Genomic DNA, 21,209 nt, shown 5'->3' with positions numbered 1-21,209 from the left:
GGTGAGCCGGGACCCGCAGGGTGCCGCCGGGGCCGGTTCCGCCAACCGTGGGCCCCGAGCGCCCCCGCTCGCCAATTCGGAAACGTGAGGAAGTGAGGACCATGGACCGCTTCTGGGAACAAGGGCTCATCAGCCGCCTGCGCCCCTATGAGCCGGCTCTGGTGGTGACGGCCGGGGAGCCCCTGCCCGCCCCCCTGGCGGCCGCCGCCGCCGACGGTGCCGCCCGAGCCACGGGGCGGCCGGCGGTGCTGGTGGCCGGGTCGGGCGCGGAACTGAACGGGATGCTCCCGGCCCTGGCCGTGGCCGACGCCGATTCCGTCCCCCTGGTGGTGCTGGTCCGGGGCGGCACCGCCGCTGACCTGGAGGCCGGCCGGGAGCGGGCGGGTGCCCTGCCTGACACCCTGCGCCTCACCGAGCCGGTCACCGGCTGGAACACCCGGGTGGACCGGCCGGAGGACCTGGACCTGGTGCTGGAGGCCGCCTTCACCGACCTTGCCCGGCGCCGCCCCCGCCCGCTGCTCATCGAGCTGGCCGTCGAGGCCTTGCCGCGCCTGACCGCCGTCCCCCCGTCGGGGACCGCTTCAGGACCGGCTGCCGCCCGGCGGTGGGCCGGCGCCCCGGGCCCCGCCGTTGGGGAGGAACCGGCCGGGGACCCGGCCGCGGGTCTGGCCGGGGGCCTTCTTGCCGGCCTGTCCGGCCCGGGCGACGGTGGGGGCGATCCGGCCGGTGGCCGGGCCGGCCAGACTGGTGCGGACGGCGCGTACGGTGACCCGGCCGGACCCGGAGGGCGGCGGGACGGCACGGCCGGGCCCGGGACCTTCGTCGACCGCCGCTGGATCGACCAGGTGGCGGCAGCCCTGGTGCGGGGCCGGCAGCCGGCCATCATCGCCGGAGGCGGCGCTGCAGGGGCTGCCGAAAGCCTCCGGCGGCTGGCCGAAATCCTGGGTGCCCCCGTCTTCCTGACCCTGGCCGGCCGGGGGCTGCTCCCGGCGGAACACCCCCTGGCCGTCGAGGGACTGGGTGCCACCCCCGCCCGGCGCTGGCTGGAGGAGGCCGACGTGCTGCTGGTGGTGGGCACCACCCTGTCCCCGGCCGAGCACGGCGACCTGCAGCTGAAGGGGCGGGTGGTGCACATCGACCGGGATGCCGAGCGGCTCGGCCGCAACACGCCCGTCTGGCTGGCCCTGCCGGGCGATGCCGCCCCTGTGCTGGCTACCCTGGCCCGGCGGGTCGAAGCGGAGCAAGCCCGGCCGGGCGGGCCCGAGGTGTACCTGGGCGCCACGGGGCCCGAGCAGCGCCGCCAGGCGGTGGCCCGGCTCAAGGACGACCTGGCCGCCGCACCCCCGGCGGTGGCGCAGGCCATGGCCGGCTGGCTGGCCGGCCTGGAACCCCGCCTGACGGCGGCCGAACCCGGCGCCCTGAGCGTGGCCGAGGCGAACCTGCTGCCGGTCCCCGGGCCCCGGTCGCTGCTGGTGCCGGTGCGCCTGGGCCAGCCCGGTTACGCCATCCCGGCCGCCTGGGGGGCCGTACGGGCCACCGGGCGACCGGCCCGCGCCATCACCTCGCTGGCCGGCCTGCTGGCGGCGGCCGCGGTGCTGCCCTGGATCACCTCCCTGGACGCCGGCCTGGAGATCCTGATCCGGCTGGACGCGGGGGACGCGGGCGAGGAACCGGGCGTGCCGCTGGACGGCCGGCCCGGCCTGCCGGGTGGGGTGACGGGGATGCCAGGAGCCCGTGGCGGGCAGGGCCTGGGTTCCGCGGTGGCAGAGTTCTTCCGCCGGGCAGCCGGGGCATTCCAGCTGGAGTGGGACGAACCCGGCCCCCGCGGGGCCGTCCCCTTTGCCCGGCTGCGCCCCGCGGGGCCGGCCGGCCAGGGGCCGGGGGGTTTCTAGCGGCCCGGTAGGGGCCGGAAGGGCCTGCGGCGAAGCCTCTTCCCGGTGCACAACCTGCGCCTGCCAGAGCCGGTGCGGCGGGGCACGGGGCGCCCCCACGCCCCTCGGCGCCCCGGCGCCCCTGGGCGTGCCCCGTGGCCCGCCCGGCCGTAGCGGAGCCTGGCTGGCGGGTGGGTAGGAACAGGGAAGGCTCGGGCGAGGCCGGCGGGGTGGCAGCCCGCGCGCCCGTGCTTTGGGGGCTGCCCGCCGGCCGCCGGGATGGAGGCATGTCATGCTGGCCCTGACCGCGTTCTTCGCCGGGGCCGTCCTGATGGCCCTCGAACTGCTGGGCAGCCGGCTCCTGGCGCCGAGCCTGGGGAGTTCCATCTTCGTCTGGGGCAGCCTGATCGGCGTGGTGCTGGCCGCCCTCAGCGCCGGTTACGCCCTGGGCGGCCTGGCGGCCGACCGCTGGCCGGCCCGGGCGGGTCCGGCCCTGGTGCTGGTGCTGGCCGGCGCCTGGACCCTGGTGCTGGCTTCCCGCGGCGAGGCCTGGGTCGCAGCCCTGGCGGGCCGGGTGGCGGACCCCCGCTGGGGGGCGCTGCTGGCCTCGGCGGTCCTGTTCCTCCCGCCGGGGCTTCTGCTGGGCAGCATCTCGCCCTGGCTGGTGCGGCTGGCCGCCCCGGCCACCCACCGGCTGGGCCGGGTGGCGGGGAACCTCTACGCCGTCTCCAACGCCGGGAGCATCGCCGGGACCCTGGCCACCTCCTTCTGGCTGATCCCCTGGTTGCCGGCGGCCACCATCCTCAAGGCGCTGGCGGCCATCCTGGCGGGCGCCGCCGTGCTGCTGGCCGGGCGGCGCCATCTGGCCGTGGCCCTGCCGGCGGCGGCGGTGCTGGGGGTGGCCGTGGTGCCCGCCCCGGCTCCCGCCCCGTTGACCGCGGACGGGGCCAGGGTGGTCTACCAGCGCAACACCCTCTACCACCACCTGCGGGTGGAAGACCGCGGCGACAGCCGCTTCTTGCGGTTTGACAACTCGTGGCAGAGCGGCATGTACCTCCACGACCCGGTGACCGCCCGCTTCGCCTACACGGACGTGATGCACGCCGGCTGGGCGCTCAACCCCGGCGCCCGGCGGGTCCTGCTGGTGGGGCTGGGGGGCGGCTCGATCCCCAAGCGGGTGCTGGCGTCCTATCCTGACGTCACCATCCACGTGGCCGAACTGGACCCGGTGGTGGTCGACGTGGCCCGGCGGTTCTTCCACCTGCCCGGCGACCCGCGGCTGCGGGTGTACGTGGAGGACGGCCGCCGGTTCATCCGGCGGGCGCCCCAGCGGTATGACCTGGTGCTGCTTGACGCCTACTACGCCGATGCCATCCCCTTTCACCTGACCACCCGCCAGTTCCTGGAGGAAGTGCGGTCCCGGCTGGCGCCGGGGGGCGTGGTGGTGGCCAACGTCATCGGGGCGCTGGAAGGACCGCGCAGCGCCCTGCTGCGGGCCTTTTACCGCACCTACCGGGAGGTCTTCCCCGAGGTGTACCTGATGCCCGTTCTGCCGGTGGAACCGGCGGAGCTGCAGAACGTGATCCTCCTGGCCCGGGAGGACCAGGGGGAGCCCGGCCCCCTGGACAGGGAGGAACTGGCCCGGGCGGTGGAGGCGTGGGCGGCCCGCCACCCGGAACTGGAGGCGCTGGCCGCGGCGGCCCGGTGGATCTATGACCGGCCGGTGCCGGTGGACGATGTCCCCGTGCTGCAGGACGATTACGCGCCCGTGGATGCCCTGCTGCACTTTGAGCGGGACAACCCGCTGCCGGATGGGCTCCGGCCGGGCGGCGGGAGCTGAGGAGCGCGGGGCGGCGCGGAGCGGCGGTTGGAGGCGCACGGAAGGAGGCCGGCTGATGAACCTGCTGCTGCGCTGGCTGATCAGCGCCGGATCCATCCTGCTGGTGGCCTGGCTGCTGGAGGGGATCGACGTCGCGGGGCCGGGGGCGGCGCTGGTGGCCGCCCTGGTGCTGGGCCTGGTCAATGCGGTGATCCGGCCCGTGGTCCTGTTTCTGACCATGCCCATCGGCTGCCTGACCCTGGGCCTTTTCACCTTCGTGGTCAACGCCCTGATGTTCTGGCTGGTGGCGGCGGTGGTGGACGGCTTTGAGGTCCAGGGCTTCGTCCCCGCCCTGATCGGCTCCCTGCTGGTCAGCGTGATCAGCACGGTGGCCAGCCGCCTGTGGGCCGACAGGGGCGAGCGGTGACGGCAGCGGGGGCGGCAGCGCCGCGGGCGGCGCCGGCGGTCGGGGCGAGGGCTGAAGGCAGCACCGGACCGGGACGCCGCCGCAAGCGGTGACGGCAGAGGCGGCCGGTCATGGCACCGGCGCCGGTGACAGGCTGCGGCGGGCGGGTCATGGCAGCGGCTGCCGGTGACGGGCCACGGCCCGCGGTTACGGCCGCCGTCCCTCAGGGCCCCTCGGCAGTTCCGGCCCCGGGCCCGGGCGCCAGGCCCGCCAGGGCCAGCAGTCCCTCCAGGGCCAGCAGGTACCCCGTCACCCCCAGCCCGCTGATCACGCCGCGGCTGGCACCTGCCGTCAGCAGCCGGTGGCGGAAGGGCTCCCGGGCGTGCACGTTGCTGAGGTGCACCTCGATCACCGGCACTCCCAGACCGGCGATGGCGGCCACTGCGTCCCGCAGGGCCACGCTGGTGTGGGCGTAGCCGCCGGGGTTGAAGATCACGCCCAGGTACCGGCCGGGCGCCTGGTGCAGCCGGTCGATCAGCGCGCCTTCGTGGTTGCTCTGGAAGCATTCCACGGCCACCCCGTAGCGGGCGGCCCGCCTTTGCAGCAAGGCGTCCAATTCCGCCAGGCTGGTGTGCCCGTAGACCTCGGGTTCCCTGCGACCCAGCAGGTTGAGGTTGGGCCCGTGCAAGACCAGGACGGCCGGGACCGGGGCAGGTTGCGGGCTGCCCCCAGGGCTGGGCCCGTCCGCCGCGCCGCCGGGGGATTCCTCCGGCCGGTCCGGGCCGGGCGTTCCGGCCGGCCCGGGCTGAAAAGGGGTCGTCACCGGTTCGTCCACCTCGCCATCTTCGGGATCTCCGGCGTGCGTCCAACGCCTGCCTTCAGGCCGGGGTACGCCCGGCACCTGCAGCCGGCGACCGGCCGGCCAGCGACCGGCGAACCAGCTCCTCGACCACCGCCTCCGGCACGTCGTCCCGCACGGCGACCTGCCCCGGCGCCCCGAGCAGGACGAACCGCACCCTGCCCTGCCGGTTCTTCTTGTCATGCTGCAGGCGGCCCAGCACCTCGGCGGCGGTGGGCGGCTCCGCACCCCACTCCCGGCAAGCCTGGGCCAGGGTGACGGGAAGGCCGAGGCGGGCCAGCAGTTCCTCCACCCGGCCGGCCAGCCCGGCGGGGGCCATGCCCAGCCGCTCGGACAGGGCCAGGGCCAGCACCAGGCCGGCGGCCACGGCATCGCCATGGGGCACCCGGTAGCCGGCGGCGGCCTCCAGGGCGTGGGCAAAGGTGTGGCCCAGGTTGAGGAAGGCGCGGGGGCCGCGTTCTTCCGGGTCCTGGGCGACGATCCGCGCCTTGACGGCCACCGAGCGGGCGATGAGGGGCGCCAGCCCGTGGGGGTCGCGGTCCAGCAGCCGGGATACGGCAGCCTCCAGGGCGGCCAGGTGGCCTTCCCCGTCCAGCAGGGCATGCTTGACCATCTCCGCCAGGCCGCCCCGGTAAGCGGCCTGGGGCTGGGTGGCCAGGGTCGCGGGGTCGGCCACCACCAGCCGCGGCTGGTGGAAGGCCCCGATCAGGTTCTTGGCCCGCGGGTGGTTGACGGCCACCTTGCCGCCGGCGCTGGCGTCCACCTGGGCCAGGAGCGTGGTGGGCAGCTGGGCGAAGGCGATGCCCCGCATGTAGGTGGCGGCGACGAATCCCGCCAGGTCGCCTACCACCCCCCCGCCCAGGGCGAAGACCCAGGCGTCGCGGCCCGCACCGGCTTCCACCAGCCGGTCGTAGAGGCGGGAGGCCCACTCCAGGGACTTGGCTTCCTCCCCGGCGGGCACCACGGCCCGGACCACCCGGAACCCCGCCCGCTCCAGGGCGCGGGCGACCCCCCGGCCGTAGAGGGCGGACACCACGGGGTCGCTGGCCAGCAGGGCCACGGGCGCCCGCCCGCCAGGCTGGGCGGCCGGGCGCTCTTCCGGCAGGGGACCGGCCGCCAGGGGGCTCGCCAGAGGGTCGGAAGGGCCGGGCGCTGCCTGGGGAGCCGCCGGGCCCGGCCGGTCCGGAGCCCCCCGGGGCGGTGTTCCGCCGGCGGGGACGCCACCGGTCCACGCGGCGGCCAGCAGCGCCTCCAGCCCCACCTCCCCTGCGGTGCCCGCCAGCGTGCCCGCCACGACACCGGGACGCACCCACAGAGGGTAGCGTTCGGCCCCCGCCTCGATCACCAGGTCCGGTTCCGCGACGGCGGCCGGCGCCGCAGGCGCGGAAGACGCCCCGCGGGGGGCCGTCGCGGCGGAAGGCACGGTGCCGGGACCGGCGGGGGGAGGCGCCACGGCAGCATCCGGGGCGGAGGAAGGTGCGCGGGCGTGCGGCGGGACGCCGGGCGGCAGGGCGGCGGCCACCGGACCCGGGGCGGTGGTCACGGAACCCGAGGGGCCGTGGGGGCCTTGGGCGCTCGTGCCGGTCCCCGGGCGGTCAGCGGGGCCGGGGACGGGTGCCGGCAGGAGGTGTTCGAGGACCGCCTCCGTGACCGCCGCCACCGGCCGGCCGGCGGTGGGGATGCGGTACCGGGCCACGGCCGCGTAGGCGCCGGCCCGCTCCTGGAGCAGCTGGGCCAGGCGCTGCGCCAGGCCGGCCGGCGGGTGATCCGGCGGCCCGCCGGCCGGGGAAGCGCCCAGCTTCCGAGACGCACCCACCATTGAGACAGCTTCTGAGACAGCTTCTTCTGCGGCAGCTCCAGCCACCGAGCCCGCCAGCAGGGGCCGGCCGGCGGCCTCCGGCCCGGCCAGCCGGCGGGCCAGTTCCTCTGGCGGGGCCTCCAGCCAGACCACCCAGGGCTCGGCGGCCAGCTTTGCCCGGTTGGCCTCCGAGAGCACCACCCCGCCCCCCGTGGCGATGACCACCCGCTCCAGGGCCAGGGCCCAGGCCAGCGCCTGTTCCTCCCGGCGCCGAAACCCCGCCTCCCCCTCCTGGGCGAAGAGGGCGCCGACGGTGCGGCCCGCCGCCTGCTCGACCAGGTCGTCCAGGTCGAGAAAGGCCCAGCCCAGGCGGGCGGCCAGGGCCCGTCCCACGGTGGTCTTGCCGGCGCCCATCATGCCGACCAGTACGAGCCGCAGGGGCCTTCCCGTCACCGGGGGTCCCTCCCCGGGGTGGGGGCGCCGGCCTGGCTCCCGCCCGCCGGAGGGGACCCGGCAGCCCGGGACGCCTCCGGTGCCGGGGCACGGTGGACCCAGGCGGCCAGGCGCTCGCAGTATGCGATGTAGTTGCGCAGCATGTCGTCCACGCTGTCGCCGCCGAACTTCTCGATCCACGCCGCGGCCAGCTCCAGCGCCACGATGGCCTCGCCCACCACCGCCGCCGCCGGCACGGCACAGATGTCCGACCGCTCGTGGTGGGCGGCGAAGGGTTCCCCCGTGAGCAGGTCGGCCGACGGCAGGGGCCGGCGCAGGGTGGCGATGGGCTTCATCGCCGCCCGCAGGACCAGGGGCTCGCCGTTGGTGATGCCGCCTTCGATGCCGCCGGCCCCGTTACGGTACCGGAAGAACCCGGCCGCCGGGCCGCGCCAGCCGTCGGCCCCGGCCCGGGCTGCGGCAGCCCGGGCCGCCGGGTGGGCGGGACCGGGCGCCGCCGGGGCGGGTTCCGTACCCTCCCGGCGAGGCGGGCGGAACCCGATGGGGTCGTGGACCCGGGAACCCGGCAGGGCGGCGGCGGCGAAGCCCAGGCCCACCTCAACCCCCTTGATGGCGTTCAGCGCCATCAAGGCGCCGGCCAGCCGTCCCTCCAGCCGCCGGTCGCCGCTGGCGTGGCTGCCCAGCCCCACGGGCACCCCGGTGACCAGGATCTCGAACACGCCCCCCAGGGTGTCCCCGGCCTGGCCGGCGGTCCGGATGGCCTCCACCATCCGCTCCGACGCCACCGGGTCCGGGCAGCGGACCGGCGAGGCTTCGGTGGCTTCCTCGAGGGCCGCCGGGTCCACGGGCGGGCGGCCGTCCTCGCCGTACTCCAGAACCGGCGAGGGGATGGCCACCTCGCCGATGCGCAGCACGTAACTCTGGATCCGGATCCCGAACAGGCCGAGCAGCTTGCGAGCCACGGCCCCCGCGGCCACCCGCGCCGCCGTCTCCCGGGCGCTGGCGCGCTCCAGGACGTCCCGGATGTCGCGGGCGCCGTACTTCAGGGCGCCCGCCAGGTCGGCATGGCCCGGGCGGGGGCGGGTGACGGGTTCCAGGCGCCAGTCGCCGTCCGCAGCGGCCTGGGCGGCATCGTCCGGGGGCTCCGGCGCCATGGCCCGGCTCCAGTTCTCCCAGTCGCGGTTGGGAATCCACAGGGCGATGGGGCTGCCCAGGGTGCGGCCGTGGCGCACCCCGCCCACGATCCGCACCCGGTCCTGCTCGATCTTCATGCGGCCGCCCCGGCCATAACCCCGCTGGCGCCGGGCCAGGTCGCGGTCGATGTCGGCGGCCGTCAGGGGCAGCCCGTGGGGCACGCCTTCCAGGACGGCCACCAGGCCGGGTCCGTGGGATTCGCCGGCGGTCAACAGCCGCAGGGCCACCGGGTTCACGCTCCTTGCTCCGGAGATGACGCCCCCCGGCCCGTGCCGTCCCAGGCCCCCGCCGGAACGTCCCGGGCCCCGGGGGCACCCGGGTCGCCGGCGGCCAGGGCCGCCTGCAGGGCGGCCCGCATGGCGGCCAGGGGGGCGGGCCGGTTCGTCCAGAGTTCAAAGGCGGCGGCCCCCTGGTGCAGCAGCATGCCCAGGCCGCCGATGGCCCGGGCGCCGGCCGCCGCCGCCCGGGCCAGGAAGGGGGTGACGGCCGGCCGGTAGACCAGGTCGTAATACACCTGGCCGGGCAGGGGGCGGCAGGCAGCCGGCAGCGGGTCCACCCCCAGCTGGGGCGCCATGCCGGCGCTGGTGGCGTTGACCACCAGCAGGCAGCCGGCGGCCACCTCCGGCAGGGCCGGGTCGTCCAAGGAGAGGGCTTCCACGGGCGCTACCACGGGCGCCGGGTCCGGGGAAGGCCCGCAATCTTGGTCCCGGGCGCCGGCGGGCCCCCCCGGTTGCGGGGACCGGTCCGCGCCGCCGGACCCGGCCGGGCCCGGGATCCCGTGCCGGGGGTGGGGCCGGGCCGGAGGCCCGCCGGCCGCGCCCGGATCCATGGGTGGCTGCGCCAGCTCCCGGGCCAGCGCCCGGGCCCGAGCGGCCGTCCGGTTGGCGATCACCACGGCCATGCCGGCTTCCAGCAGGGCGAAGACCACGGCCCGGGCGGCACCGCCGGCTCCCAAAACCAGGGCCCGCCGGCCGGCCAGGCGGCCGGGGGGGAGGCCGTGCTCCTCCAGGTCCCGGAGGAACCCGGTCCCGTCGGTGTTGTACCCCACCAGCGCCCCGCCGTCCTCCCGCACCACGGTGTTGACGGCGCCGATGCGGCGAGCGGCGGGATCGATCCGGTCCAGCAGGGCGAGGGCGGCTTCCTTGTGGGGGATGGTGAGGTTGACCCCGGCCCACCGGGGATCGGCCCGCACCTGGGCCAGGGCGGCTTCCAGGTCCCCGGGGGGCACGTCCCAGGCCTGGTACGACCAGGGCAGGCCCGCCGCCCGGAAGGCGGCCGACTGCAGGGCGGGCGAGAGGCTGTGGCCGATGGGATGGCCCAGGACCGCCAGCCGCCGCGGCGGCGAGCCGGAGGAGGCCGGGGGGCGGCTCATGCCGGTTCATCCCCCACGGCCGGTGCCGGGGCCGGCAGGGAGGAGGGTGCCGCACCCGCCTCGCCCGCTTCTTGGGAAACCAAGCCTGCCCCCAGGGGCACCGGGCTTGCCGGCTGGGGCTCCGGGCCCCCCGGCAGGCCTTCCGGACCCTCCACGGGAGCGCCCAGCCGGCGGAGGTTGCTGAAGAAGCCAGGGTCCGACACGGCGGCGCTGGTGGCGCCAGCGATCACCGTCTCGCCGGCCGCCACCAGCCCGGCCACGGCCAGGGCCATGGCCATGCGGTGGTCTCCCCGGGAAGAGACCACGGCGCCCCGCAAGGGGGTGGGGCCGTGGATGTCCAGGCCGCCGGGGTGCTCGTCCACCCGGGCGCCCAGCCGCCGCAGTTCCTCGGCGATGGCCGTGAGGCGGTCGGTCTCCTTGACCCGCAGCTCCGCGGCGTCGCGGATGCGGGTGGTGCCCCGGGCCTGGGTGGCCAGCACCGCCAGGATGGGGATCTCGTCGATCAGCCGGGGGATCAGGTCGCCGCCCACGTCCACGGCCCGCAGCTCGGAGGTTTCGGCGGTGAGGTCCGCCACCGGCTCGCCCGGCCCGCCCGCCGTTGCGGAAGAACCGGCGGGCCCGCCGCCGGGCTGCAGCTCCCGCACGGCCTCCACCCGCACCCGGGCGCCCATGGCCTGCAGCACCTCCAGGAACCCCGTCCGGGTGGGGTTGACCCCCACTCCCTGCAGGGTGATCCGGCTACCCGGGCAAAGGAGGGCGGCGGCCAGGTAGAAGGCGGCCGCCGACGGGTCGCCGGGGATGGCCAGCCGCTCCGGGGCGGCCAGGACCTGGCCGCCGTCGACGGCCACCATCGGCCCGTCCCGCTCCACGGCGACGCCGAAGAGGGGCAGCAGTCGCTCGGTGTGATCGCGGGAGAGGGCGGGCTCGCGGACGCTGGTTCGTCCCGCGGCAAAGAGCCCGGCCAGCAGGATGGCACTCTTGACCTGGGCGCTGGCCACGGGGCTGTCGTGGTGGATGGCCCTGAGGCCCCCGCCCCGGATGGTCAGGGGGGCCCGGCGGCCGCCCTCCCGGCCGCTGATCCGGGCGCCCATGCGGCGCAGGGGCTCGACCACCCGGTCCATGGGCCGCCGGCACAGGGAGGCATCCCCGGTCAAGGTGGCGGTGAAGGGGCGGGATGCCAGCAGCCCCAGCAAGAGGCGCATGGTGGTGCCCGAGTTGCCCGCGTCCAGGGGAGCTGCGGGAGCCTGCCAGCCGGCGATGCCCGGCCCCTCCAGCACCACCTGGTGGGGCGCCGGACGCCGCACCGTGACCCCCAGGGCGGCAAGGCACGCCAGGGTCGAGGCAGCGTCCCGCCCCGGGGCGTAACGGTCCAGGACGACCCGGCCCCCGGCGGCGGCGGCCAGCAGGGCCGCCCGGTGGGCGATGGACTTGTCCCCCGGCACCGGCAGCGTACCGCGCAGGTCCCGGGCGGGCCGCACCCGTACCAGGCCGGAGTCCAGGGCGGGGTGGCCGGCGGCCGGTTGCGGGGCCGCCCCGGGGAGCCCGGCCGGTTGGGCGGCTGCGGCCGGGACAGGCGCGCCGGCGGGTCCGGGCGCCGCTCCGGGCAGGGCCCTTCCAGGCGCTCTGCCCGCCCGGTGGTGCCGGCCATCGGATTCAGGTTCAGGCGTCGGGCTGTGCATGGGCGTCACCCATCCTCGCTGGAGCCTGGCCGGGCGGTCTCCGCGGACGGCCCGGGCCGGTGCAGGATGGCCTCCCGGAAGCGGCGGGCCGCGTCCAGATAGCGGAAGAGGGGATCGCCCCCTTCGTCCCCCTGGGGCAGCGCGGTGAGGTCATCCCCTCCGGCGCCGGTCCCCCCGGCGCGGCCTTCCGGACCCGCCGGTCCTTCCCCGGGCCCGGCCGGGCTCACCGCCCGGGCCAGCCGGTCAAGTTCTTCCTTCAGAATCTCGAGCCACGGGGCCAGATGGACCCAGTTGGCGCGCAGCATGTCCCGCCCCAGCACGGGGTGGCCGCCGGCCACCCGGGTGGTGTCGCGAAAGCCGCCGGCCACCAGGCCGGCCAGGTGGGGGAGGCTTCCCGCGCCCCGGCGGGCGGTGCCTGCCAGGGCGGCGGCCACCAGCAGGGGCAGGTGGCTGGCCAGGGCCACGTGCCGGTCGTGATCGACGGGATCCATCAGGAGGACCCGGGCACCGGCGGCCTCCAGCAGCGGGATCCAGGGCCGGGCCGCCTCGTCGCCCCAGGGGGCGGCGGGGGTGAGGACCCAGGTGCACCCCCGGAAGAGCCCGGGATCGGCCGCGGCGGCGCCCCACCGCTCGGTGCCGGCCATGGGATGGCCGCCCACAAAAGCCACCTGGGCGGGCACGTGCTGCCGGGCGGCGGCCACCACCGGCCCCTTGACGCTGCCGGTGTCGGTGAGCAGCACCCCCGGCCGCAGGAAGGGCCGGGCCTGCTCCAGCACCGCCGGCATGGCGCCCAGGGGCACGGCCAGCACGACGGCATCGGCCTCCCTGAGCAGGTCCAACCCGGCGGACGAACCGGCGTCGACCCACCCGGCCGCCAGGGCGTGGTCCAGGGCGGCCGGATCCCGGTCGAACCCCAGCACCCTGCCCACCAGGGGGCGGGCGGCGGCGGCCAGGGAGCCGCCGATCTGGCCCAGGCCGACCACAGCCAAAACGCGCCCCCGCCAGCGCTCCAGCCGGTCGCCGCCCGGACGGCCGCCCGGCTCGGAGGCCGCGACGGGCCCGTCCCCTCGCGGCCCTGGCAACGGATCAGGAAGCCTCCGGGATTCGAAGGCGGGGTCGCAGGCCGGGCCGGGGGCCTCGGGGCACACCGGTCAGTTGCCCCCACCGGCGGCGGCCCGCCTCGGGGAGGGTGCCGCCCCCCCCGCCGCCGGCCCGACGGGTACGTCCGGCTCGCCGGGGCGGGGAAGGCCGGGTTGGCCGTCGCCCCGGCCTTCGCGGCCGGCGCCCGCCCGTCCTTCCCGGCCTGCCCCGGTGACGGTCCCGTCACGGGCCGCCTGCCGGCCGGGTTCGTCCCCGTGGCGGAACAGCCGGCGGCCGAGGGCCCGGGCCACGGCTTCGACCTCTTCCACCAGCTGCTGGAACTGGGCGAAGTCCAGGCTCTGGTTGCCGTCGGACAGGGCCTGGTCGGGCCGCGGGTGCACCTCCACGATCAGCCCGTCGGCCCCCACGGCCACGGCCGCCCGGGCCAGGGGGATCACGTACTCCCGGTGACCGGTGCCGTGGCTGGGATCGACGATCACCGGCAGGTGGGTCAGGCTCTTGGCCACGGCCACGGCGTTGAGGTCCAGGGTGTTGCGGGTCGACGTCTCGAAGGTGCGGATGCCGCGCTCGCAGAGGATCACGTGGGGATTGCCCTCGGCCAGGATGTACTCCGCGGCCAGCAGCCACTCTTCCACCGTGGCCATGAAGCCCCGCTTGAGGAGCACCGGCTTGCGGGTCCGGCCCACCGCCTGCAGCAAGGGGAAGTTCTGCATGTTGCGGGCGCCGATCTGAAGGACGTCGGCGTAGGCAGCCACCTGCTCCACCTGCTCGGGGGCCATCACCTCGGTCACCACGGGCAGGCCCGTCACCTGCCGGGCCAGCGCCAGCAGCCGCAGGCCCTCCTGGCCAAGACCCTGAAAGCTGTAGGGGGAGGTGCGGGGCTTGAAGGCACCGCCGCGCAGGGCTGCGCCCCCCGCCCGCCGGAGGAACCCGGCGATCTCCAGCAGCCCGGCCTCGCTCTCCACGGAACACGGCCCGGCGATGATGGGGATGGCATCGCCGCCGAAGGGCACGCCGCCCGCCGCCACCACCGTCGGCTCGGGCCGGAACTCGCGGCTGGCCAGCTTGTAGGGCCGGCTGACGGTGACCACCCTCTCCACCCCCCGCAGGGTCTCCACCTGCTGGCCGTCCAGAGCGCGGGGATTGCCGTGGCCGTGGATCACCACCCGCTCGTCGCCCTGGGCCACGTAGGGCCGCAGCCCCGCCTGGCGGAGGCGCTCCTTGACCTGCTCGACGTCGTCGGGTGTGGCGTGGGGATGCATGATAACGATCACCCTCGATTCCCTCCCGCCAGGGCCTGGGCGACGGCCAGGCCGTCCAGGCCGTCCAGGACTCCGCCGGGTTGCCAGGTGGCCAGGTCGGGCCGCAGGCAGCGGGCCTGGCCCAGGTAGACGTGCCGGATCTCCCGGGGCGACCGGTCGGTGTTCACCAGCACCAGGGCCCGGATGCAGCGGGGCAGGTCATCGTCCACCGGCGGCGCCATGGCGTCCAGCAGCGGGACGTGGGTCCAGCCCAGCTCCCGCACCGCGGAAGCGGGGAAGGCACGGTCCAGGTCCCGGGTCACCGTGAAGAACACCGCAACAATATCATCGACTGAAGCTTCATTCATCGCAACCATGGCCTGCAAGAGCTCGCGGGTCGCCCGGCGGATCGCCTCGGGACTGTTGTCCTCGGCGACTACGGCACCCCGTATCCCGCGCACCATCCTTCCCTCCTTGCCCGGCCCCTGCGCAGCGAGGACAGAAAGGAAAAAGCCACCGAAGGGTGGCGGGAGGAATCCGCCCCTACCGTCCTGCCGTTCTACGCAGCGGCTGCCGATGGATTTGAAAAGGAGTCGGGAACCGGCCGCGTCTTACCGTGAAGCCTACCGTCCTGCACCGGCTGCGGCCGGTTGTTATTCGCGAATTATACAAGGCGCCCGGGCGTCCGGCAAGACCTCGCAATCACTCAGCCAAAATGTAACCGAAGGGGTCCCGGATCACTCACGGAGAAATCTTACCGAAGGGACGTGCTGTGCCGATGTCACTCGCCAGCCGCCGCGAGTATCTCGCCACCATGCGAGAACGGTACTGGGCGGCCCGAACCCGCCGGGAACGCACCGAGATCCTGAACGAAGTCCAGCAAGTCTGTGGTTACCACCGCAAGTACACGATCCGGGTCCTCCGACAGGCCACGCCGCCGGCCCCGGCCAAGCGCCGTCGCAAGCGGGCCCTGCGCTACCTCGAGGCCTTGCCGGTCATCGCACGGATCTGGGAAGCACTGGACTACCCTTGCGCCGAACGGCTTCACCCGGTGCTCTTGCCCATGGCCGAGCACCTGGCCGCCCACGGGGAAGTCGTCCTCACAGACGCCGTGCGCGAGGCCCTCCGGAAGATCAGCCGGGCCACCCTGGCCCGCCGCCTCGCTGCGATGCCCTCGCCCAAGCCGCGCCGCCGGCTTCCTCGTCCGCGACCGGGGCTGCTGCAAAGCCAGATCCCCATGGCCACCTACGACTGGGACGAAGCCCGCCCCGGGGCCTTGGAGGTCGATCTGGTTGAACACAACGGCGGCTCGACCGCCGGCCAGTACGCGTACACCCTCAGCATGGTCGACATCGTGACGGGCTGGAGCCGCCGCCGCGCCTTGCTCGGCCGAAGCCAGCGCGCCGTCCACGAAGCCATCCAGGACCTGATCGCCCAATGGCCCTATCCCGTCTGGGGGCCTGCACACCGACAACGGTGCCGAGTTCGTCAACCATCACCTGCAGCGGTACGCCAAGGTACACCACCTGACGTTCACCCGCAGCCGCCCCTATCGCAAGAACGACAACGCCCACGTCGAGCAGCGCAACCGCCAGCTGGTCCGGGAGATCGTCGGCTACGCCCGCTACGACCGCCCCGAGCAAGTCGAACAGCTCAACCGGCTCTACGCCCGCTTGGACCTCTACGCCAACCTGTTCCTCCCAACCCGGAAGCTCAAGAACAAGGTCCGGGACGGCGCCCGGGTGCGCAAATCCTACGACGCCGCCCGGCCCCCGCTGGATCGCATCCTCGAGCGCGACGTGCTCTCGCCCGAGGAACGGGCGCGCTGGCTGGCCCTACGGCAGTCCCTCAACCCGCTGCAACTCCATCGGGAGTTGGATGAGCTCATCGCGGGCCTGCAGCATCCCCCGGAAACGGCCATGTCCGCCGATTGAGGCGTTCGGTGACATTCTTACGTGAGTGATCAGGACCCGTTGGGTAACATTTTTAGCTGAGTTGACACGGACCTTGTAGCGCTGGCCGCCAGGCCGGCGGGTTGCCGAGGCCCGCGGGTTGCCAGGGTCCGCGGAGCAGGTAGCGGGTGCCGCCGCCGGATCCGCCGGACCGCCGCCGGTCACGGCAGACCCGCCGGTCACGCCGGACCGCTGCGGGGCGCCACGTCAGGCACGGCCCGGTGGGCCAGGCCCACGGCCACGTCGTCCAGGTGCACCAGGCCGACCCCCACGAAGACGGCACAGGCCAGGTGCTCCCCCAGCCGGGCGATGGCCACCTTGCCGCCCACGTTGAAACCCAGCGCCCGGCCCGCCAGCTGGGCCAGCGCTTCCCTGGCCGCCCCGGCCACCGCCCCCTCGTGGGGGTGGATGGGTGCGATGACGCCCTCGCGCCGGGCGGCGACGATGGCCCTCTGCACCATGCTGCCGATGGACTCCACGTACGGTCCGCCGAAGTCCACCGCCACGCCCCGGATGCCCTGGCGCAGGAGCTCGTCCTTGATCCGGCCCTCGTCGCTGCGGGTAGCCGAGGTGGCCAGCCGCAGGGCGGCCCGCGCCACCGCCAGGTTGGGACCTTCCGCTTGGGTCATGGCCTGATCATCCTTCCGGGTGCGTTCCCTGCCGGTTGTGCATCCCCTGCCGGTTTCGTCCCGCCTATGCCTTCGGCCGGCCCGGCGAGCTTCCCTGTCGGGCCGGGTCCTCTCCCTTGGGAGAGGAGGCCGGTCCGGCCACCAGCCGCCAGCGGGCTCCCGCCTGGACCGGGTAGAGCTGCACCGCCCACCAGCCCAGCCGCCCCAGGTCGCGGGCGACCCGGCGGGCCGCGCCGCCGTCGCCCGCTCCCGCAGGAGCCAGCCACAGGGCCCAAACGGGCCAGGCCACGTGCCAGGCCGGCCAGGCGGGGGGGCTTCCCGGCCCGCCGGGGTCCCAGCCCAGCTGCCGCAGCGCGGCCTCCAGCCGCTCGCCGGCCGTTGCCACCGCCGGCGGGACCAGCCCCTGGTCCCGGACGAACCGGCCCAGGGCTGCAGCCTCCCGCAGCAAGGCGCCCAGGACCCGGTCGGGATCGCCGGCGGCAGCTGCGGGCCGGCCGCCGCCCCCCGCCGGGTCCGTCTCCGGCCCCGGTGCTCCCCCCGTGGGGCGGCGGGGGCGCGGGTCGGTGGGAAGGTCGGCAGGTAGCCGGCGGCGCCAGCCCGCCAGCCAGCGGGCTTCCCGCTCCAGCACCCGGACCAGGACGGGGTCGGGGCCCTGGGACCAGCGGGCAGCCCAGCACCACTCCGGCGGCGGCGGCAGCTCCGGCCAGGTATCATCCGGCCGGGAAGTCGCCGCGGGAAGGGGGCCGGCCAGCAGCAAGCCCCGGCTCAGGGGTTCAAGCCAGCCGGCGGGCAGGGCGGCAAAGGCCCGAGCCCGTCCGGCCGCCAGGGGCGACGGCCAGCCCCCCTCGTCTCCCGGAGGGGGTCCGGAGGGGGCGCCGGTCCCGGCCCCTTCCGGGGGGTGTCCCGCCGGGCCGCCCGTGCCCGCGCCCCCGGCCGGCCCGCTTCCGGCCACCCGGCCTCCTGGCCTTCCCCCTGCGTCCCCGGCGACCGGGGCCGGGCCGGGCGGGCCCAGACCCGCGACGGAGCCCAGGTCCGGCGGCGGACCGGCCCAGCGCAGCCCGCCCAGGGCCATGGCCACCGCCCGTGGCCAGGCACCCAGGGCCAGCGCCGCCTCCCGGGCCAGGGCCAGGACGGAGGGCGGGGGGCCGGGGCGAAGGGCTGCGGCCTCCAGCAGCCGGCCCATTCGCTCCCGCAGCGGATCCCTAGGAAGGAGCGGGCCCTTACTCGGTTCGGGATCCGCCCCACGGGCGGTGCCGGGGCGGCGGCAGGGGCGGGTTGCCACCGCCAGGCCGAGACCTAGAGGCGGAGGGCCGGGCAGGTCCGCAGGGACCGCGGCCCGCCCTCCTGCCAGCCAGAGGGGTAAGGCCCCCAGCACGTGACCGCCCAGGAGGATGGCGCCGGGCACCCGGGGTACGGCCGTCATGTCCGGGCCGGGGGCAGGCGGGTTCCCCTGGCGGCCGGGCCTGTTCGTCCCACCAGAGTAACGGCCGGCGTCCGGTCCGCAGCTCACGGCCGTGGGCCCCCTAGCTCAGGTTGAGAAGCGCGCGGGCTACGGAAAAGTAGATGAAGAGTCCCGTCCCGTCCACCAGGGTGCTGATGAAGGGACCCGACACCACCGCCGGGTCGACCCGCAGGCGATGGAGCAAAAGGGGCAGCACCGCCGACACCATGGACGCCCAGACCACGATGAACAGGGCCGTCACTGCCACCACGGGACCCAGCTGGTGGCCCACGCCCAGCATGTAGGCACGGATCAGGGCAGCGGCGGCCATCACCGCGCCCAGCAGCGCCCCCGTGGCCACTTCCCGGGCCAGGACGCGCAGCATGTCCCGGAAGGTGACCTCGCCCACCGCCAGGGCCCGGACCAGGGTCGCCACCGTCTGGCTGCCCGTGTTGCCGCCCGTGCCGATCAGCAGCGGGATGAAGAAGGTCAGCCCGACCACCTGGGCCAGCAGGCCCTCGAAGTGGTGCAGGACGGTGCTGGTGTAGGCGCCGGCGATGAACAGGGTCAGCAGCCACCCCACCCGCTTGCGGAACAGCATGGGTACGGGGGTCTTGAAGTAGGACTCGGCCAGGGGCACGCTGCCGCCCAGCCGCTGGATGTCTTCCGTCGCCTCGCGGTGGATCACGTCGACGATGTCGTCGATGGTGATGATGCCCAGCAGGCGATGCTGGTCGTCGACCACCGGCAGGGCCACGAAGTCGTAGTCGGTCAGGAGGCGTGCCGCTTCTTCCCGGTCCGCCGTGGCCCGGACGGTGATCACGTCCGCCCGCCCCACGCTGGTCAGCGGCGCGTGGGGATCGGCCAGGATCAGCTCCCGGAGGGATGCCACCCGTACCAGCCGGCCGCGGGCGTCCACCACGTAGACGTAGGAGACCACCTCGGCGTCGTGGCCCACCTTGCGCACGTGGTCCAACGCCTGCTGGACGGTCCAGCCTTCCCGGGCGGCGATGTACTCGATGGTAGCCAGGCTGCCTGCCGTGTTCTCCGGGAAGGTCATCAGGGTGTCGATGCGCTCGCGGTAGGCGGGCGGCAGCCAAGCCTTGAGCCGGGCCGCCTGCAGCGGGTGGAGGGCGAGCAGCAGGTCGACCACCGTGTCGCTGGACATTCCCTGCAGCAAGGCGGCGGCCCGGGGCTCGTCCAGGTGATCGAGGATGCGGTACTGGGTTTCGGGTTCCAGGTATTCCAGGGTCTCGGCGGCCAGGGGCACGGGCATGCTCCGGACCAGGCGCAGGCGGTCCTGGGGCTCCATGTGGGCCAGGACCTGGGCCCGGTCGAAGGGCTGCAGGCGGGCCAGCCGTTCCAGGGCGCCCTGCTCGTCCTGGCCGTGAAGGATGTCGGTGATGTCGCGAGCCCACTCGGCGGCCTGCACGGCGGGATCCCCCTTTTGGGCCGCTGGCCCAGTGTGGTGCCCGTGGTCCCGATGCCTTGCCCATTATAGTGCGGGCCGGGGAGGTGGCGGAAGACGCCGCTTCCGGCCGAAAAGCGGCTTACACCTGCCAGGAACGGGCGGGAAAACGCCGTAGTACCGTTGCAGCCGGGCCGGCCCGCAGCCCCGTGCCGGGGCTGGTCCGCTGCAGCCGGGCTGATCCGCTCCAGCCGGGCCGCAGCCCCCTTCCCGAGCGGCTCCGGTTCTGCCGCAACCGGCCTGCCCGGCCGGCCCGGCGCCGAGGAGGTGTGGGAGTGAGGGAGCGACCCCGCGTCTTCGTCACCCGGCAGGTGCCTGAGGGCGCCCTGGCGCCCCTCGAAGGCTGGGCCGAGGTGGAGGTGTGGCCCGAGTTCCTCCCGCCGCCGCGGGCCGAGCTGGCCCGCCGCCTGGCCGTGGCCGACGGGGTCATCACCATGATCACCGACCGCATCGACGACGGGCTGCTGGCCGGAGCGCCCCGGCTGCGGGTGGTCAGCAACTGCGCCGTGGGCTACGACAACGTGGACGTCCAGGCAGCGCAGCGGCGGGGCATCCTGGTGACCCACACGCCGGGGGTCCTGACGGAGGCCACCGCCGACCTGGCCATGGCCCTGATCCTGGCCTGCGCCCGGCGCCTGCCCCAGGCGGAGGCGGACCTGCGGGCCGGCCGCTGGACCACCTGGCACCCCCTGCAGTGGCTCGGCCTCGAGCTGGACGGGGCCACCCTGGGCATCGTCGGCCTGGGGCGCATCGGCCGGGCCGTGGCCCGCCGCGCCCGGGCCTTCGGCATGCAGGTCCTGTATTCCAGCCGCCGGCGCCATCCGGACGCGGAGGAGGAGCTGGGCGTCGCCTATGCCGACCTGGACTCCCTCCTGGCCCGCTCCGACATCGTCACCCTCCACGTGCCCCTCACCCCGGAAACCCGCCACCTGCTGGACGGGCGGCGGCTGGCCCGGATGAAACCCGGAGCCATCCTGATCAACACCGCCCGGGGCGGCGTGGTGGACGAACAGGCCCTGGTCGAGGCGCTGCGCCAGGGGCACCTGGCCATGGCGGGCCTGGACGTGTACGGCCAGGAGCCGGTTCCACCCCATCACCCGCTGCTGCAGCTGCCCAACGTGATCGCCCTGCCCCACATCGGCAGCGCCACCCGGCGCACCCGCTGGCGCATGGCCCGGCTGGCGGCGGAGAACTGCGCCGCCGTGCTGCGGGGGCTGCGGCCGCCCCACCCGGTGCCGGAGATGGCGTAGGTGTGCGGCGCCTTGCTCGGCCTGAGCTGCCGCGCCCCGCGCCCTGCGGCAGCGGTGGCCGGCCCGGCCGCCCGGAGGCCGTGGCCGGCCGGGGATCCTGATGGCGGCGGCATCGGGAGGGCGGCCAGGGGGTCCAGTCCAGGGGGTCCAGTATGGTCCAGTATAGTGGGGGCGGGCGGTGCGGGCGCGGTGCCCGCGAACGCGCCGCCCGGCCAGGGCCACACCTGCAGCCGGGGCCCCGGAGACCTCGGGCCCCGGAGGGTGGGAAGGAGGCCGGAGATGGGCGGAGTCCTCGACATCCTGATCCTGATCGGCAAGGTGCTGATCAGCGTCACGACCATTGCCCTGGGCATCTCCTGGGGGGTGCGGGGGGAGATGCGCACGGCGCTGGCGGTCTGCGCCGTGTTGCTGGCCGTAGGGATCTTCTGGACCAACTTTGCGGGTCTTCTCATCCCGACGATCCTGCTGGCCTACATGGCCGGCGTCCTGATGGAGCGCGGCTGGCACCGGGCCGCGCGCCAGCGGCGGCAGGACCAGGAGGACGGCTCCGCCGCAGGCTAGCAGGCCGGAGCCCGCAGGAGACGGGCGGCCCGGCCCGCGCGGTGAGCAAGGCCTGTGGGGCCGGACCGGGGTGGCCGGGCGGTTTGGCCCTGCAACCGGCCGCAACCGGCCGCCG

General features: G+C 75.6%; 17 protein-coding genes. 6 read left to right on the top strand and 11 right to left on the bottom strand.

The genetic code is table 11. The annotated features are described in order from the left end of the window. Positions 1 to 101 precede the first annotated feature (101 nt). The 3 genes from THESUDRAFT_RS09825 (at position 102) to THESUDRAFT_RS09815 (ending at position 4,117) form a co-directional block, all read left to right on the top strand. Positions 102 to 1,892 (top strand): thiamine pyrophosphate-binding protein, encoded by a 1,791-nt coding sequence (locus THESUDRAFT_RS09825; RefSeq protein ID WP_006904638.1) that lies wholly within the window; start codon positions 102 to 104, stop codon positions 1,890 to 1,892. A 271-nt stretch (positions 1,893 to 2,163) separates the two neighbouring features. Next, a complete protein-coding gene (locus THESUDRAFT_RS09820) occupies positions 2,164 to 3,711 on the top strand; it encodes a fused MFS/spermidine synthase (RefSeq protein ID WP_006904637.1) in 1,548 nt (515 codons plus the stop codon). Between the two features lie 55 nt (positions 3,712 to 3,766). Next, positions 3,767 to 4,117 (top strand): phage holin family protein, encoded by a 351-nt coding sequence (locus THESUDRAFT_RS09815; RefSeq protein ID WP_006904636.1) that lies wholly within the window; start codon positions 3,767 to 3,769, stop codon positions 4,115 to 4,117. A 202-nt stretch (positions 4,118 to 4,319) separates the two neighbouring features. Here the strand turns inward: THESUDRAFT_RS09815 and aroQ are convergent, their stop codons facing one another. The 8 genes from aroQ to aroH form a co-directional block, all read right to left on the bottom strand. Beyond that, on the bottom strand, positions 4,320 to 4,919 hold the full coding sequence (gene aroQ, locus THESUDRAFT_RS09810; protein WP_006904635.1) for a type II 3-dehydroquinate dehydratase: 600 nt from the start codon (positions 4,917 to 4,919) through the stop codon (positions 4,320 to 4,322). Positions 4,920 to 4,974: 55 nt separating this feature from the next. Beyond that, positions 4,975 to 7,206, bottom strand: a complete 2,232-nt coding sequence (gene aroB / locus THESUDRAFT_RS09805; protein WP_006904634.1) for a 3-dehydroquinate synthase — start codon at positions 7,204 to 7,206, stop codon at positions 4,975 to 4,977. Then, entirely contained in the window at positions 7,203 to 8,627 is a 1,425-nt protein-coding gene (aroC, locus tag THESUDRAFT_RS09800; RefSeq protein WP_006904633.1) for a chorismate synthase, read from the bottom strand. Before aroC ends, aroB begins: the two co-directional genes overlap by 4 nt. Before the next feature lie 5 nt (positions 8,628 to 8,632). Beyond that, a complete protein-coding gene (locus THESUDRAFT_RS12465; protein WP_006904632.1) occupies positions 8,633 to 9,772 on the bottom strand; it encodes a shikimate dehydrogenase family protein in 1,140 nt (379 codons plus the stop codon). After that, entirely contained in the window at positions 9,769 to 11,451 is a 1,683-nt protein-coding gene (aroA, locus tag THESUDRAFT_RS09790) for a 3-phosphoshikimate 1-carboxyvinyltransferase (RefSeq protein WP_006904631.1), read from the bottom strand. The genes THESUDRAFT_RS12465 and aroA overlap by 4 nt, the downstream gene beginning before the upstream one ends. A gap of 5 nt (positions 11,452 to 11,456) precedes the next feature. Beyond that, on the bottom strand, positions 11,457 to 12,533 hold the full coding sequence (locus tag THESUDRAFT_RS09785) for a prephenate dehydrogenase (protein WP_006904630.1): 1,077 nt from the start codon (positions 12,531 to 12,533) through the stop codon (positions 11,457 to 11,459). A gap of 69 nt (positions 12,534 to 12,602) precedes the next feature. After that, positions 12,603 to 13,826, bottom strand: a complete 1,224-nt coding sequence (aroF, locus tag THESUDRAFT_RS09780; RefSeq protein WP_006904629.1) for a 3-deoxy-7-phosphoheptulonate synthase — start codon at positions 13,824 to 13,826, stop codon at positions 12,603 to 12,605. Further along, positions 13,823 to 14,257 (bottom strand): chorismate mutase, encoded by a 435-nt coding sequence (gene aroH / locus THESUDRAFT_RS09775; RefSeq protein WP_006904628.1) that lies wholly within the window; start codon positions 14,255 to 14,257, stop codon positions 13,823 to 13,825. Before aroH ends, aroF begins: the two co-directional genes overlap by 4 nt. Positions 14,258 to 15,466: 1,209 nt before the next feature. Here aroH and THESUDRAFT_RS14685 point away from each other — a divergent pair. Continuing rightward, positions 15,467 to 15,727, top strand: coding sequence for a hypothetical protein (locus THESUDRAFT_RS14685; RefSeq protein WP_242823312.1), 261 nt, complete (start codon positions 15,467 to 15,469; stop codon positions 15,725 to 15,727). A gap of 197 nt (positions 15,728 to 15,924) precedes the next feature. Here the strand turns inward: THESUDRAFT_RS14685 and THESUDRAFT_RS09765 are convergent, their stop codons facing one another. The 3 genes from THESUDRAFT_RS09765 to mgtE all read right to left on the bottom strand — a co-directional run bounded on the left by THESUDRAFT_RS09765 (position 15,925) and on the right by mgtE (position 19,247). Then, a complete protein-coding gene (locus THESUDRAFT_RS09765; protein ID WP_006904627.1) occupies positions 15,925 to 16,374 on the bottom strand; it encodes a HutP family protein in 450 nt (149 codons plus the stop codon). A 64-nt stretch (positions 16,375 to 16,438) separates the two neighbouring features. Beyond that, positions 16,439 to 17,557 (bottom strand): hypothetical protein, encoded by a 1,119-nt coding sequence (locus THESUDRAFT_RS09760; protein ID WP_040826465.1) that lies wholly within the window; start codon positions 17,555 to 17,557, stop codon positions 16,439 to 16,441. A 340-nt stretch (positions 17,558 to 17,897) separates the two neighbouring features. After that, positions 17,898 to 19,247 carry a magnesium transporter gene (gene mgtE, locus THESUDRAFT_RS09750; protein ID WP_006904625.1) on the bottom strand — a complete coding sequence of 450 codons (1,350 nt, stop codon included), beginning with the start codon at positions 19,245 to 19,247 and terminating at the stop codon, positions 17,898 to 17,900. Between the two features lie 311 nt (positions 19,248 to 19,558). Between mgtE and THESUDRAFT_RS09745 the strand changes: the two genes are divergently transcribed. Then, complete coding sequence (locus THESUDRAFT_RS09745; protein ID WP_006904624.1) at positions 19,559 to 20,533, top strand: 2-hydroxyacid dehydrogenase; 975 nt, start codon at positions 19,559 to 19,561, stop codon at positions 20,531 to 20,533. Positions 20,534 to 20,812: 279 nt separating this feature from the next. Beyond that, complete coding sequence (locus THESUDRAFT_RS09740) at positions 20,813 to 21,094, top strand: hypothetical protein (RefSeq protein ID WP_006904623.1); 282 nt, start codon at positions 20,813 to 20,815, stop codon at positions 21,092 to 21,094. The last annotated feature ends 115 nt before the right edge of the window (positions 21,095 to 21,209 follow it).

Source organism: Thermaerobacter subterraneus DSM 13965, from assembly GCF_000183545.2.
GTDB lineage: Bacteria > Bacillota > Sulfobacillia > Thermaerobacterales > Thermaerobacteraceae > Thermaerobacter > Thermaerobacter subterraneus.
Note: the sequence above shows the minus strand (reverse complement) of the source record. Positions and strands in the feature narration are given on the sequence as shown.